We start from the raw sequence: 13,640 nt of genomic DNA on the forward strand, positions 1-13,640 counted from the left end.
ATCGGACCGCGACGACCTCAACACCCGCCGCTACCGCTCACTACGTCTCGACCCTGACAAAGGGGCCGGGTCCGCGCCAAGTTGTTAAAGATCAAGTTCCTTCGTCCCGGTCGTCTTGCCGGAAGGGATGCCGCGCATCGGCGGATTGCGTCCGCCCGTCAATTACTGTCGGGCTACGTATTGCTGTGCCCTCACATAGATCAGGACTGTAGCGGAGCGCAAACCCTCTGCGCAAGTCTTTTTTATAAAAAACCCTGACATCGGGGGACGCAATAGCTTACTGTAGCCCTAGGCTGGCAAGCATCTCTCCCGCGAGCCCGAGGTTTTTTGTAAAATGTCCCTGCGTTTAGGGGTCAGCACGTAGACTGTGCCTCATTGGCAGATTGCGAGGGCGAACCGTGAGTTCGATAACAACCACATACGGAAGGGACGGAAAACCCCGGTTTCGGGTCCGCGTCAAGTACAAGGGTGAAGTACGCTCAAAAACGTTTCACACCAGCGAGGCGGACGCTCAAGCATGGGCCGATCAACAACTAGAAGAAATGAAAAGTACAGATATCGTTGTGGGTGCGCCGGCACCCCTCACCATCGGTGTCCTGATCCAGGAATTTTTGAGAGACTTTCCGGAATACGACCGAGCCCTCGTCGACGCGGCCAACACACTTTCTCACCTGACACCGGACCGGGTTTCCGCCGAACTCGTACTGGCCACCTTTCCCGACATGGGACAAGAGGCGGTCTTTCTGGAATACGTCGTGGAGTGGGGCCGACACAATGGTGTGTTCGTGAAGCAAAACCCTGTAGCCGCCGCGCGTAGAGTGTTCGATAAACTACCCTATCGCCCCGTAGCAGATTTTGAAATGGAACTGTTTGTAGCCAAAGCACGAGCGAACGACGAACACGAATACCTTGCTGCTTTCCTGTCGTTGATTATGGACGGCGCGCTAAAGCAAGTTGAGGCGCTTCGTATCCGTCGCCAGCATATTGACCTGCACGAGGGGCAACTCAAATTCGACGGAAGATGCGTCCCATTGAATCCAGAAACAATCGCGCTGCTTAACGCTAGGATGGCGCTCGTGGATTCTGATGAGTTGTTTAGTAATGTGACGGTAAAGCAGTCCAAAAGTCGTTTGTCCGACTACTGCAAATTTCTTGGGATCGACGAGGTGAAATTTCCCGATCTTCGTCGAGAAGGCGCGTACCGGCTCTGTTTGCGATACGGTTCCGCTCGCGCGTGGGCGATGCTCGGCAACCCGTCCACTGCTAATTCCGCGTGGATGATCGTTGCGGCGGAGCGGAACCGACGCCTTGTCGAGGCCTTAGGCCCTCTCCCGGACTTCTCTGTATAGCTGGGACTCGCTGCTCCTCAACAACCAAACTCCAAAATCTGCACACCGGGAGCCAAACCGCCCCGCCAGATAAGGGCCTTGCATCGATTTTCCTAACATTTCACCTCTAATTCGCGCAGATCGGGCGTAGTCGACGTCGTGCGACATCCTTAGGGTTAGGAAGTATCCCGTGCGCGATTGGCAGCGACCAGCCGGTGAGGTACACCCACAAAATCGGCCGCCACGATGAGTTGGGACGACTTGCCTCACCCGGTCGGCGCGCGGCCGTCGCAAGGGGCGTGGATCGGCCAGCAAGAGACAGTCGGGATGACAAAACGAATGACCGCATTTTGTCGGGATTGCGACGGAACACAATTCGGAACGATTTCGTAACACCCAACCGCTTGTCCGCGAGATGCGTGGACCTGTTGCGTAGAGTTTATTTCGCGCTTTACTTTGTAATTCCGGAGAGGCCGGCAATGATAAAAGAGCCCAATATCCACCCAGTCAATTTGTGAAAATAGAAATAGTAACGAACTGGCCCATGAATATCTATTTTATAATGCATTTCTCGGAGGCGTATTATCGGCAAAAACATATCGAAACTATATGCGAGGCCCCATTTGAAATGAAATCGTGCGGCCTCGGCGGTGGTGCGAAAAACGAGCGCTCCAACTACGACAAAAAGACCGGTCACTACGATTGCGCGCCCTGTAAAATAACCGAAACCGATGGTCCATTCCGATAGCCGCATGACCCAGCATTGAAAGATATCATCCGACGAACAAACCTGCTCCAACTCTTTGGTCTTTCCGGCATACCCGACCTCGACGGCCGCATCGTGCTCGTTCTGAGCTTCGAGCATAGAGGTTACTTCTCGATACGACTGAGGGGAAAAGTCGTCCTTAGTTGCTCTGCCTAACCAGTCAGGGAAAAAAATCTCTGGCGACTCGCTCTCCCAATTATTGGCATCGAAGTTTTTATGGCACAATAAATGTATAAAGTGACAAACGGCAGCGTCTATTTTGGAGAAAAGAGAATAATCAGTGTGCGGTAGCGCGCAATTTTGATTGTCTTTTTTGCAGGGTGGTGGCATCAGATAGTCGCCGTGAAATCCATCAATTGATACCCCAGAGAAAGAAATGCGTTTCGGCCAATATTCGTTATTTTGCGGCGCTCGAATATAGGAAATCTTGGCATTTGAAAAATCGAGCTGCGAGTTACCTTGCCAAGTTGTAATCATTTGCGATGCTTTGAATGCGTATTTATTGTAGCCAAAGGAAAATTCGCCATTGATTGATGCTCCCGCAAGATCAAGCGAGCGTAGAGATGTGCCGCTGATACTTAAGGTTTCTTGAATTGACGCCGACTCTAGCATTATCGAATCCGCCACGGCAGATCGATTAACGAGTAATCCGTGTCCCGCCCTTAGTTGAAACAGATTAATCGTCGCAAGATGTTCCTGCTGCGCCCGAGGGCCCTCGGTATAAGCGGTAGTTGGTAAGCAGTTTGTGCACTCGTTGCTGGCGGTATTGCTAAGAGAGAATGTAGATTCAATTATTCCAAACTGTCCATCAACCTCCGTTGCGGGCGCGTTCAGCTCCGTGCTTTTGACGCTTTCTATGTCGAGCATACCCTTGATACGCGAGTATGGAATATAAATTCGATTATTTATATTTGCTCCGACGATAGTTAGGTTCCCGCCGATATCCAAAAATGACGCCTCGATCCCCCCAATGTTCACGATATTTTTTGGGGCATTAGCGGCATGTGCGTCGTCTTTGTCGTCCGATCCCAATATTAGTGAGCCATCGATTTTTGCGCGTCTTGCTTGGAATATTTCCCTTATTTGCGATCCAGAGAGCGATATGGTGCCCAATAATCTCGAATCATTCAATTCTATGCGGCCGTTAAACATGCAGTTGTTTAGAAAAACCGACGGCGCAATAGTGCGGTCGCTGAGATTTAGATCGCCAATAACAACGGCTCCATTGACACGTATTCCGGTCTGGGCAAGAATGTCGACAAAAGGTTTGCGCGTGAGAATAGTTGAAAGCATGGAACCTCTAACTCGGGGTTTCATGGTTCGCAAGCTGTAATTTGCCGCGCCTGACGCGCACACGCTAGCCCACAGCTCCCGTTCAGATTTGGACCAAGTTGAGTCGCCGCCAGGGCATGTGACTTCGTCCTGAGACACACTCGCAAATACGACAGAAGGTTGGCTCAGAATAAATGCTGAAAAAAGGAGCGCGAGCCATGCACGCGCCTGTCGATAGCCACTGGGCCTCGAGATCTCCGTGACTTCGCGGTGGTTACTGCACATGGTCTAACGATGAAAGTAGTCGCAGTTGACACTAAACAGACGCCGACGGCCCGCTCGAACTCCCTGCGTCGGGCGACGTCTTTGCCTTGTCGAGCCTACTTGCATCAAGCCCTCGTGAAAGTTCGCCGACGCACATAAGACAATCTTAGGTGGATGATAAACGACTCAGCCCTCGGACTTGAATCCGTTCTACGTGTATAGGCGAGGCACACTTGGCCAATTGAAGTCGCCCAGGGCTCCTTGATTGCTGCTCTAAAGCGGCCCGCGCGCCAAAAGCGGCTCAGCGGCTGCAAGGGGTCGCTCAGCGTCATTCGATCGCACGCCTGGCGGTGCGTTTGGCGCGCGCAGTCTCCGTCCTTTCCACGCACCCGTGGGACAAATCTTCGATCGCTTAGGCGGAGGCGCGGGGACTCTGCATGTATCTAATTGGTTGCGAAAGCGGCATATCCTAGCGACAATCCACAAACGAAAATAAATATCGCCATGATATGCACCCTAACGCCATTCTCCTCAAGCAAGCGCTGTCCGCCTTACACATGACCAGCGCGGCTTTGGCGCAAGAGTTGACCCGAATGCGGGACGACGGCAAGGAAACAGGACAGGCGACTGTAAGCCGTTGGCTGACGGGTAATAGTCCCGTGGAGCCCGCCGTACTCTGTTGGCTAAGGGAGTTGTTACGTGCACAGTTCCGACAGCATGCCCGGAGTCCACTATCGTGGGGGAGCAAAAAATCCTTGCTCATCGGCGTAGGGAATTTCAAAGGAGGGGTGGGGACCTCAACCATCGCAGCGGCTCTAGCAATCATTGCTGGACGCGAACTTCGGCAACCTACGCAACACGTTCGGGTCCAATCTCATGATGATGAGATAGCCGGAACCCTCAGGACCGTGGGAATCAGTTCTGAATGTGTTGGAGTCGGTGAACTAGGGGCGCGCGTGCCAAAACCTGGGGAAATTATGATCGTGGATATTCCTCGGAATGTTTCCGACGACTTCTTTACAGCAATGGCTGCGCAGCGCCCGAGCTTTGATTTAGTCGTCGTGCCGGCTGACTTTGGGTCGGGCGCTGAAATCAGCGGGACGGACAAATTCCTTAAACGCCTCCCAGATGTTAGCAAGGTGGTGTTTCTCCACTACCCCCGTCACCGGGTCGACCTAAGATATGTCCCACTCGCAAGCAAACGTGGTTTCGATGTCTTTAGCGAACAGTTTGTGCCCTTCGCGTTACCTCGATCGTTGGATAACGAAATTTTCCCGGCTGGCTTGGTCGGTGAGTGGCAGAACGAGGATCAATTTTTCCTGTTCTGGGACCTCTTCGAAAACTTAGTTAGTCGGCTTGGCATGGAAATTCGGGAAATGGGCGCAGCCATACGCGCAATAGATGAAATGTCTTTAGAGGGATTACTAGGGGCGTCCGGACACCGACAGATGGCATAAACGACAACGCCACGCGATCAAATGCGAAGATACACGTCGATTTCGCACGGCGGACTGACCGGCCCTTTCCAGTGGCACGTCGAACGAGTACATGCCGGAGTTTCTGATTCGGGCAAAGCCGGACCAATATGTTGATGTGGCTGTAAGTTTCGGCGTGGACGATTCCTTAGACGTGGCATCGCCAAATGTTGGACTCGTTACTGACTCGCTGTTACTGGTTGACGCCGAGGTCAGCAAGCATGGGGGTGCGGCAGCTACAAGCGGCCCCCCCGCACGCATGACAGCACCAAGTCTCACATTCGGGCCTTGCTGGAGTAGGAGGCGGCGCACGACGCCACGTGCCCGTAGCGCATGGCCAGCGTTCATCATTGGCAATCACAGAGAGACCTGAACAATGCCCAAGCTCACGACCAAATCCGGCCTTCCGTTCATCCGAAACACGGATGAGGATGAGGCAGCGATTCAGCGCGGCATCGCCGCCGATCCAGACACGTACGAGGCAACCACCGAGGAAATTCGGGCTATGCGGCCGTTCCCCGAACTCCTAGCCGAACGCCGGACCGACTACCGGGTGGAATGGTCGTCCGAAGATAATCTGCACGTCGGCCTGTGCGGCGGCTTCCCAACACTATCGTGGTTGGGAGACACACCAGAAGCGGCCATGGCGGGAATAAAGCAAGTTGTGGCGGGAGTCATTACGGACATGCTCCACAACAAGGAACCGATTCCGCTAAACCGTGCATAAGCTCCGGCTAAACTGAAAATAGCTTGGGAAAAGTTAGCCGGTTCAGCGCGGCTTGCATGACAGCGAATGGAACGTGCGTGTAGACTTTTTTGCCGGTCGATCCACCCACGGCATGGCCTGTGATCGCGTCTTGTGTCGCCTCGGCCACGTCTAGGGCATTCATGGCAGTGCGTATCCAATGGCGGAACTTGTGCGACCCATTCAGACCGCCGGAGGGTAAGCCCGCAGCCTCACGGAACTGGCGAAACCACTGCACGGCTGTATCACCCGGCCCACGAGTGCGACCGGCCATCGATGGCAACACGGCAGCATCGACACGCTTACCATCCATAACCCCGGCCAGCCACGCGCTAAACCATGCGTCGGCCAACAGGTGATTGGCTAGAGGCATGGTGCGCTCTGATTCCGCCGTCTTGACGCTTCCAGCCTCGGCGGTAATGCGGATAGCCGTAAAGCCGTCTTGCACATGGAAATCGCTCCGGCGTAATTGGGCAATCTCTCCGATACGTGCGCCGGTATGCTGAAGCATCAGCAGCAAAGCACGGCCGTCAGCGGGCTTCACGTCCTGCCATTCGGGCACATCATCCATTCGGCCAGAGAACAGCCCGTGCCCATACATAAGCTTTAGTTCCGCTGGCGTCCAAGGCTCCCGTTTCTCCGCCCCTATGGTCTTGTCGAAAGTCAGGTCTAACGGATTCCGCTCGATCAGATCATCTTTCACGGCGACATTGAGCAGCGCCGTAATACAGGCGGCGTGATTGCCGGCCGTCTTGCGCCCGAAACCCCGCGCGTCGCTGTCTAGCAGGAACAGCACAAATTCGGCTCCGTGGGCCTTCTTCAATTTGTCCAAGGGGATCAGACCGACCGATTTTTCGAAGAGTTCTATAGCCTTTTCCGCGCGGCCTATAGCGTTCTCCTTTGGGGCGTTGCGTGCTATCCACGACGGCACAACGTCTCTTAAGAATTTCGACGACCCATTAGTTGCGGGCGCATCCTTACGGGACGCCGTGCCAATAACCGGCGTGGTCAATCCTGAATGACTTCCACCAAGTCGGCGCCGCGCTTCCTCCCGAGCCATGAGCCGCTTAGTCTCATCCCAAATTAGCTCTTCAAAGCGATCATGCTCCGCGATGTCCTGCTCTTCTGTTTGGTAGAAGAGCGCATCAGATTCCTCGTTGTGCTCACCCTGCGTCCGCTCGTGATCCTCCCCAAGCTCGGCAATAGCGGCTTTCTGCGCGGCGTCTAATGAAGCTCGGACACTCTCTGTCGCCTTGCTCGCCTCCGCCGACTGACGTGCATTCGCAAAGATCGTGTCGTACACCACGGCGTGCTCGCGGCATAGCGCGTCAGCCTTACTTGGATCAGATGTACCAAGGGCTTTGACGATTTCTTTGCGGCCACCAAATTGGGCCTGAAGTTCAAGAGGGATTTTGCGGCGGAAGTAGTAGCAGTTGCCGCGCTTGGAACGGTAGTTGGTCATGGCTGTACGAAGAGTGCGGGTGGATGTTACACCGGCAACACCGACTTCGTAAGCCATTGATTTGGTTGATTAACGAACGTAATCAACACGTTATATTGGTCGGGGCGAGAGGATTTGAACCTCCGACCACACGCCCCCCAGGCGTGTGCGCTACCAGGCTGCGCTACGCCCCGATTAGCAAGAAATTATAACAGACACTTTATTCGATTAGAACCGCCTTCTGCTAACAAAGACGACTAGTGCCCCAACAAATCGATTACGTGCAGCAATTCCTTACGCAACTGCTCGACGTCAACCGTGGCGGCGGCTGTGGTTGCCGCCGGCACCGCTGCGCCCTCCCCTTCCTCGACCAGATCGCCCGGCGCACCGTGCGCCCCGCCGCCATGTGAATCGAGCCGGTTGCGCGCGCCGTTGATCGTGAAGCCCTGCTCATACAACAGCTCACGAATCCGCCGGATCAATAAGACCTCGTGATGCTGGTAGTAGCGGCGATTCCCGCGCCGCTTGACCGGCCTCAACTGCGTGAACTCCTGTTCCCAGTAGCGCAAGACATGCGGTTTCACGCCGCATAGTTCGCTGACCTCACCAATCGTGAAGTAGCGCTTCGCCGGAATCGGAGGCAAGACGACTTTCTCGATCGTCGCTGTCATCGTCAGTTAGCCGTCGTGGTGGGTTGCGCAGGAACGCGCCAGTCGATCAGCGCGTGAAGCTTGCTTCAGCGCCGTTCTCGACCAGTGCTTTCAGCTTTTGACTTGCATGGAACGTCACAACGCGGCGCGCGGCGATCGGGATCGCCTCGCCGGTCTTCGGGTTTCTGCCGGGACGCTGGGGTTTGTCGCGCAACTGGAAGTTGCCGAACCCCGACAGCTTCACGCTGTCGCCACTCTCCAGCGCGTCGCGGATCACCTCAAAAAACGCTTCGACCATGTCTTTCGCTTCCCGCTTGTTGAGCCCGACATTGTCGAACAGCAACTCAGCAAGTTCCGCCTTGGTAAGCGTCGGCGTCTCAGTGGAAACGACGGCGGGTGATGTCGGAATTTCGCGAATCATGGCGCTGCGTTGCGCCGTAAGAAGGGCTTCGAAATCACTCGAGTTCATTTCATTCATATCTATCAAATGGCGCGCCAAGCAGAAAACAATGGATGCGGAAACAGCCGTGCAATTGTTAAATGCGGGTTATCCGCGCAACCGTGCGCCATATACTCGAGCCAGACGTTCCACCAGAGTTTGAATAGCCAGATCGACCGTTTCATCCTGAAGGGTCCCGCCAGTATCTTGCAAGGTCACACGGAACGCAAGGCTTTTCTCGTGAGCGGCCAGACCACCGGAAGTGTTTGATTTTGGACGGAATTCGTCGAAAAGCGCAACCTTCTGAACAGTCTTGCAGGCGGGTTCGGACTGGGCCTTCTGAAGCTCGTCCAGCAGTGCCTGAACCTCGATTTTCTGATCGACGACTACGGCAATATCACGACGCACCGGCTGAAATTTAGACACTTCAGACGGAATGGGCAATACGCGCTGCATTAATGCTTCCGCTTCGATTTCAAACAGAATCGGCGCATGCGGTAAATCATATTTTTGCATCCAGCGCGGATGCAATTCACCAATCCAGCCGACTGCGCGGCCATTCACTTCGATACGCGCGCTGCGTCCCGGATGCAGCGCCGGATGTTCCGCTTTGACGAACCGCGCAAGCGCCGGCGCCAGCACAGCTTCCAGGTCGCCCTTCACGTCGAAGTAGTCGACCGTGCGTGTTGTCGCGCCCCACTGCTCTTCGAGCGCGGGACCGTACGCGAGGCCGCCGATCATCTTCGGCTGCGCGAAGCCTTCGACCGTCAGCTCGCCGGCCTTGATCGACGGATCGTGCAGGAACACGCGGCCGGCTTCGAACACGCGCACGCGATCCGCCGCACGGCGGTTCAGGTTGGTACGCAACACGTGGATCAGGCTGCCGAACAGCGTGGTGCGCATCACCGACAACTGGCTTGCAATCGGATTCAGCAGACGTACGGGTTTGTCGTTGCCGGCGAAGTCCTGCTCCCACTCGGCATCGACGAAACTGAAGTTCACCGTTTCCGCGTAGTCGCGCGCCGCGAGCGCGTGACGGATCACGTGGATCGAACGCTGCGTTTCGTTAGTCGCGCGCATTTCGCTGGTCGCGACCGGCGGACGCGCCGGGATTTTTTCGAAGCCATAGATGCGCGCGACTTCTTCGATCAAATCTTCTTCGATTTCGATATCGAAACGATACGACGGCGGCATCACCGAGAACGTATCTTCACTGCGCTCGAACGACAGGCCGAGGCGCGTGAAAATTTGCGCGATTTCATCCGCGTCGATCTTGATGCCGATGATGCGATTCGCACGCGAAACACGCATCTTCACGGGCTCGCGCTTCGGCACGTTGACGATCTGATCGTCGACCGGACCGGCTTCGCCGCCGCAGATGTCGAGGATCAGTTGCGTGATGCGTTCGATATGGTCGACGGTGGTCGCATAGTCGACGCCGCGCTCGAAGCGATGGCCGGCATCGGTCGAGAAGTTGTACTTGCGTGAGCGGCCGCGAATGCTGTCGGGCCACCAGAAAGCGGCTTCGAGATAGATGTTGGTGGTGTCGAGCGTGACCGCCGTACTGTCGCCGCCCATGATGCCCGCAAGACTCTCGATGTGCTGCTCATCGGCGATCACGCCGACGGTTTCATCGAGCTCGACGGTGTTGCCGTTCAGCAGCTTGAGCGTTTCGCCCTTGCGGCCCCAGCGCACGTCCATGCCACCGTGGATCTTGTCGAGATCGAACACGTGCGACGGACGGCCCAATTCGAGCATCACATAGTTCGAGATATCGACCAGCGCGGAGATGCTGCGCTGACCCGAACGCTCCAGACGCTGCACCATCCAATGCGGCGACTTCGCGCGCGCATTCACGCCACGGATCACGCGGCCCGAGAAACGGCCGCACAGATCCGGCGCCGAGATTTTGACGGGCAGCGTCTCGTTGAGCTTCACCTCAACCGGCTTGATTTCGAGCGGACGCAACGGCGCGCCGGTGATCGCCGACGTTTCGCGCGCCACGCCGAACACCGACAGGCAATCCGCCTTGTTCGGCGTCAGCTTGACCTCGAACACGGTGTCGTCGAGATTGAGCGTTTCGCGGATGTCCTGGCCGATCGGCGTATCTTCCGGCAGGATCATCAGGCCGCTATGATCTTCCGAGAGCTTCAGTTCGCGTGCCGAGCACAGCATGCCCTGGCTTTCCACGCCGCGCAGCTTCGAGAGCTTGATCGCGAACGGCGCGGCGCCCTCTTCAGCGGGCGGCAGTTGCGCGCCGACCAGCGCGACCGGCACCTTGATGCCGGGCGCCACATTCGGCGCACCGCACACAATGTTTAGCGTCGCGCCCGTGCCGGCGTCGACCTGACACACGTTGAGCTTGTCCGCGTCCGGGTGCTTGACGACTTCCAGCACCTGGCCGACGACGATCTTCGAGGTCGGCGGCGCGGCCGGCCGCAGGTCTTCGACTTCGAGACCCGCCATCGTCAACGCGTGCGACAGTTCGTCGGTCGTCAGTTGCGGATCGACAAAGGTTCTCAGCCAGGATTCCGGGAATTGCATGGTTCTGTGTACGTTCTGATCAGGTTAGGTCCACGTCCGGCAGTGCTTGGCGTGACTCGGTGTTCGCGAGAATCGCCAGTCACTGCCGGGGACGCTGTGGCGGCATGTACTGCGTGCTTTGCCGCACTCTATGCTTGTCGCGTTCGTACGCCGCTTCAGGCGAATTGACGCAGGAAACGCAGGTCGTTTTCGAAGAACAGACGCAGGTCTTGCACGCCATAACGCAACATGGTGAGTCGCTCGAGGCCGCTGCCGAAAGCAAAGCCGATGTAACGCTCCGGGTCGAAGCCCATGTTACGGATCACCGTGGGGTGAACCTGGCCCGAGCCCGAAATTTCGAGCCACTTGCCGGCGTTCTTGCCCGTTTCGAACAACATGTCGATCTCGGCCGACGGTTCGGTGAACGGAAAGTACGACGGACGGAAGCGCACGAGAATGTCGTCGCGCTCGAAGAATTTCTTGAGGAAGTCGGTGTAGACGCCCTTCAGATCCGCGAAGCTGATGTTCTCGTCGATCCACAGGCCTTCGACCTGGTTGAACATCGGCGAATGCGTCGCGTCGCTGTCCACACGGTACGTGCGGCCCGGCACGATCACCTTGATAGGCGGCGGGTTGGTGCGCGCGTAGCGAACCTGCATCGGGCTGGTGTGCGTGCGCAGCAGCAGTTGGCGTCCGTCGGCATCTTTACCGTCGACGTAGAAGGTGTCCTGCATGGAACGCGCCGGATGATTTTCCGGGCTGTTCAGCGAGGTGAAGTTGTACCAGTCGGTTTCGATCTCGGGGCCGTCGGCCACGTCGAATCCGATCGTACGGAAAATCTGTTCGACGCGCTCCCACGTGCGCATCACCGGGTGCAGGCTGCCTGCGCCAGTGCCGCGACCAGGCAGCGTGACGTCGATGGCTTCCGCGGCGAGGCGCTGATTCAGCAGCACGTCGGCCAGCGCCTGACGGCGGGCCGTCAGCGCGGCTTCCACTTGTTGCTTGACGAGGTTGATCCGTGCGCCTTCGGCCTTGCGCGTTTCGGGATCGAGTTTGCCAAGGCCCTTCAATAGCTCGGTCAGCGCACCCGATTTGCCGAGAAAGCGTGCTTTCTCGTTCTCGAGGGTGGTGACGTCGGAGGCTTCTGCGAAGGCTTTTTGCGCGTCGGCGACAATCTGGTCCAGATCCATTGATCCCATCATTTCAACGTCAGTGTTCAATCGAAGCAAAAACTGGTTCTACCAACAAAAACGGGGCTCGGTGAGGAGCCCCGTTTTTGCTGCAGCGTCACCGAGACTACCGGATCTTCGCTGCAACGAACCACGCAGTTTTAATTGCCAGAAGCGCAATCAGGCTGCAACGGCGGCTTTCACCTGCTGAACGATCGCAGCAAAAGCAGCCTTGTCGAACACAGCCATGTCGGCCAGCACCTTGCGGTCGAGTTCGATCGAAGCCTTCTTCAGGCCGTTGATGAACACGCTGTACGTCATGTCGTGCTGACGCACCGCCGCGTTGATACGCGTGATCCACAATGCACGGAACACACGCTTCTTGTTGCGGCGATCGCGGTAGGCGTATTGGCCTGCACGCATGACCGCCTGCTTGGCGATGCGATAGACGTTATTGCGACGGCCGCGGTAACCCTTGGCCAGCTTGATGATCTTCTTGTGACGGGCCCGTGCGGTAACCCCACGTTTTACTCGAGGCATGTTTCGCTCCTATGAGTTTCGGTTAAGGGTTAAGCGAACGGCAGCATTGCGCGTACGGAGTTCATATCTGCATCATGAACTGCCGTCGAACCGCGCAAATGGCGTTTGTTCTTGGTGGTTTTCTTGGTAAGAATGTGGCGCTTGAAGGCTTGACCGCGCTTGACGGTACCGCCCGGACGCACCACGAAGCGCTTTGCAGCACTCTTCTTGGTCTTCATCTTCGGCATGACAACTCCATTATTTGATGGATATGGGTGTGCGGTCGGCCAACTGGCCATTACCCGCCCTTCGAAACCCACTCCACTTGGTATGCAGACCGCCTGAATTGCCGGCAGCCGCTTTTCGGGAAGCGACGCGCATTGTACACACGTCGTTCCGAAACCTGCTGACACCGCGCCAGACACCCGGCGCCGCATCGTTCTAATCTTTCACAACCAGAGCGCGCGCCACACGGCGCGCCGCTGCTCTGACTGCTTACTTCTTTTTCTTCGGAGCGAGCACCATGATCATCTGGCGCCCTTCCATTTTCGGCATCTGCTCGACCTGACCGACTTCGTCGAGGTCCGTGCGCAGGCGCTCGAGCATGCGCATACCGATTTCCTGGTGAGCCATTTCGCGGCCACGGAAACGCAACGTGATTTTCGTCTTGTCGCCGTCGTCGAGGAAGCGGATGAGGTTGCGCAGCTTGACGTTGTAATCGCCGTCGTCCGTGCCCGGGCGGAATTTGACTTCCTTGACCTGGACGATCTTCTGCTTCAGTTTGGCCTCGTGTTGCTTCTTCGCTTCCGAGTACTTGAACTTGCCGTAGTCCATCAAGCGGCAAACCGGCGGAACCGCTTGCGGAGCGATTTCCACCAGATCCACGTCTTGCTGTTCCGACATGCGGAACGCATCAGCGAGTTTCACGATGCCGAGCGGTTCGTTCTCGACGCCGACCAGACGCACCTCAGGTGCCGTAATTTCACCGTTGATGCGGTGCGCAGACTTATCAGTAGCGATGTTACGTTTCCTCTAAAATTTAAAAAAAC

The 13,640-nt window shown here is 56.5% G+C and carries 12 protein-coding genes and 1 tRNA gene; 3 read left to right on the forward strand and 10 right to left on the reverse strand.

Going from position 1 to position 13,640, the window contains the following annotated elements:
* Nucleotides 1–398 precede the first annotated feature (398 nt).
* Complete coding sequence (locus HF916_RS42755; protein WP_168794689.1) at nt 399–1,349, forward strand: hypothetical protein; 951 nt, start codon at nt 399–401, stop codon at nt 1,347–1,349.
* Nucleotides 1,350–1,779: 430 nt separating this feature from the next.
* Here HF916_RS42755 and HF916_RS42760 read toward each other — a convergent pair whose 3' ends face one another.
* On the reverse strand, nt 1,780–3,387 hold the full coding sequence (locus HF916_RS42760; RefSeq protein ID WP_168794690.1) for a hypothetical protein: 1,608 nt from the start codon (nt 3,385–3,387) through the stop codon (nt 1,780–1,782).
* 1,220 nt (nt 3,388–4,607) lie between these two features.
* Here HF916_RS42760 and HF916_RS42765 point away from each other — a divergent pair.
* On the forward strand, nt 4,608–5,087 hold the full coding sequence (locus HF916_RS42765; RefSeq protein WP_168794691.1) for a hypothetical protein: 480 nt from the start codon (nt 4,608–4,610) through the stop codon (nt 5,085–5,087).
* A gap of 394 nt (nt 5,088–5,481) precedes the next feature.
* Nucleotides 5,482–5,832, forward strand: coding sequence for a hypothetical protein (locus HF916_RS50020; protein WP_206001978.1), 351 nt, complete (start codon nt 5,482–5,484; stop codon nt 5,830–5,832).
* A 7-nt stretch (nt 5,833–5,839) separates the two neighbouring features.
* On the opposite strand, the gene HF916_RS42775 is transcribed toward HF916_RS50020, so the two are convergent.
* From HF916_RS42775 to infC, 9 genes are all read right to left on the reverse strand, one after another.
* Nucleotides 5,840–7,369: a DUF6538 domain-containing protein gene (locus HF916_RS42775; protein WP_240975721.1), complete on the reverse strand. Its 1,530-nt coding sequence runs from the start codon at nt 7,367–7,369 to the stop codon at nt 5,840–5,842.
* Between the two features lie 39 nt (nt 7,370–7,408).
* Nucleotides 7,409–7,485 (reverse strand) — tRNA-Pro (locus HF916_RS42780).
* A gap of 63 nt (nt 7,486–7,548) precedes the next feature.
* Nucleotides 7,549–7,962 (reverse strand): MerR family transcriptional regulator, encoded by a 414-nt coding sequence (locus HF916_RS42785; protein ID WP_168794693.1) that lies wholly within the window; start codon nt 7,960–7,962, stop codon nt 7,549–7,551.
* Nucleotides 7,963–8,008: 46 nt separating this feature from the next.
* Nucleotides 8,009–8,419: an integration host factor subunit alpha gene (locus HF916_RS42790; RefSeq protein ID WP_012433735.1), complete on the reverse strand. Its 411-nt coding sequence runs from the start codon at nt 8,417–8,419 to the stop codon at nt 8,009–8,011.
* Nucleotides 8,420–8,488: 69 nt separating this feature from the next.
* Nucleotides 8,489–10,924 (reverse strand): phenylalanine--tRNA ligase subunit beta, encoded by a 2,436-nt coding sequence (gene pheT, locus HF916_RS42795; RefSeq protein ID WP_168794694.1) that lies wholly within the window; start codon nt 10,922–10,924, stop codon nt 8,489–8,491.
* Between the two features lie 155 nt (nt 10,925–11,079).
* A complete protein-coding gene (pheS, locus tag HF916_RS42800; RefSeq protein WP_168794695.1) occupies nt 11,080–12,093 on the reverse strand; it encodes a phenylalanine--tRNA ligase subunit alpha in 1,014 nt (337 codons plus the stop codon).
* 159 nt (nt 12,094–12,252) lie between these two features.
* On the reverse strand, nt 12,253–12,612 hold the full coding sequence (rplT, locus tag HF916_RS42805) for a 50S ribosomal protein L20 (RefSeq protein ID WP_006052502.1): 360 nt from the start codon (nt 12,610–12,612) through the stop codon (nt 12,253–12,255).
* 29 nt (nt 12,613–12,641) lie between these two features.
* Entirely contained in the window at nt 12,642–12,839 is a 198-nt protein-coding gene (rpmI, locus tag HF916_RS42810; protein ID WP_012433738.1) for a 50S ribosomal protein L35, read from the reverse strand.
* 247 nt (nt 12,840–13,086) lie between these two features.
* Entirely contained in the window at nt 13,087–13,611 is a 525-nt protein-coding gene (infC, locus tag HF916_RS42815; RefSeq protein ID WP_074263967.1) for a translation initiation factor IF-3, read from the reverse strand.
* Nucleotides 13,612–13,640: the final 29 nt, after the last annotated feature.

The sequence above is a fragment of the Paraburkholderia aromaticivorans genome (genome assembly GCF_012689525.1).
In the GTDB taxonomy this organism is placed as follows: Bacteria; Pseudomonadota; Gammaproteobacteria; order Burkholderiales; family Burkholderiaceae; genus Paraburkholderia; species Paraburkholderia aromaticivorans_A.

Bases quoted from the DNA above. Each gene is read 5' to 3' on its own strand.
- HF916_RS42760 (WP_168794690.1), bottom strand. From the start codon at position 3,387: ATGCTTTCAACTATTCTCACGCGCAAACCTTTTGTCGACATTCTTGCC.
- HF916_RS42765 (WP_168794691.1), top strand. From the start codon at position 4,608: ATGATCGTGGATATTCCTCGGAATGTTTCCGACGACTTCTTTACAGCA.
- HF916_RS50020 (WP_206001978.1), top strand. From the start codon at position 5,482: ATGCCCAAGCTCACGACCAAATCCGGCCTTCCGTTCATCCGAAACACG.
- HF916_RS42775 (WP_240975721.1), bottom strand. From the start codon at position 7,369: ATGGCTTACGAAGTCGGTGTTGCCGGTGTAACATCCACCCGCACTCTT.
- HF916_RS42785 (WP_168794693.1), bottom strand. From the start codon at position 7,962: ATGACAGCGACGATCGAGAAAGTCGTCTTGCCTCCGATTCCGGCGAAG.
- HF916_RS42790 (WP_012433735.1), bottom strand. From the start codon at position 8,419: ATGAATGAAATGAACTCGAGTGATTTCGAAGCCCTTCTTACGGCGCAA.
- pheT (WP_168794694.1), bottom strand. From the start codon at position 10,924: ATGCAATTCCCGGAATCCTGGCTGAGAACCTTTGTCGATCCGCAACTG.
- pheS (WP_168794695.1), bottom strand. From the start codon at position 12,093: ATGGATCTGGACCAGATTGTCGCCGACGCGCAAAAAGCCTTCGCAGAA.
- rplT (WP_006052502.1), bottom strand. From the start codon at position 12,612: ATGCCTCGAGTAAAACGTGGGGTTACCGCACGGGCCCGTCACAAGAAG.
- rpmI (WP_012433738.1), bottom strand. From the start codon at position 12,839: ATGCCGAAGATGAAGACCAAGAAGAGTGCTGCAAAGCGCTTCGTGGTG.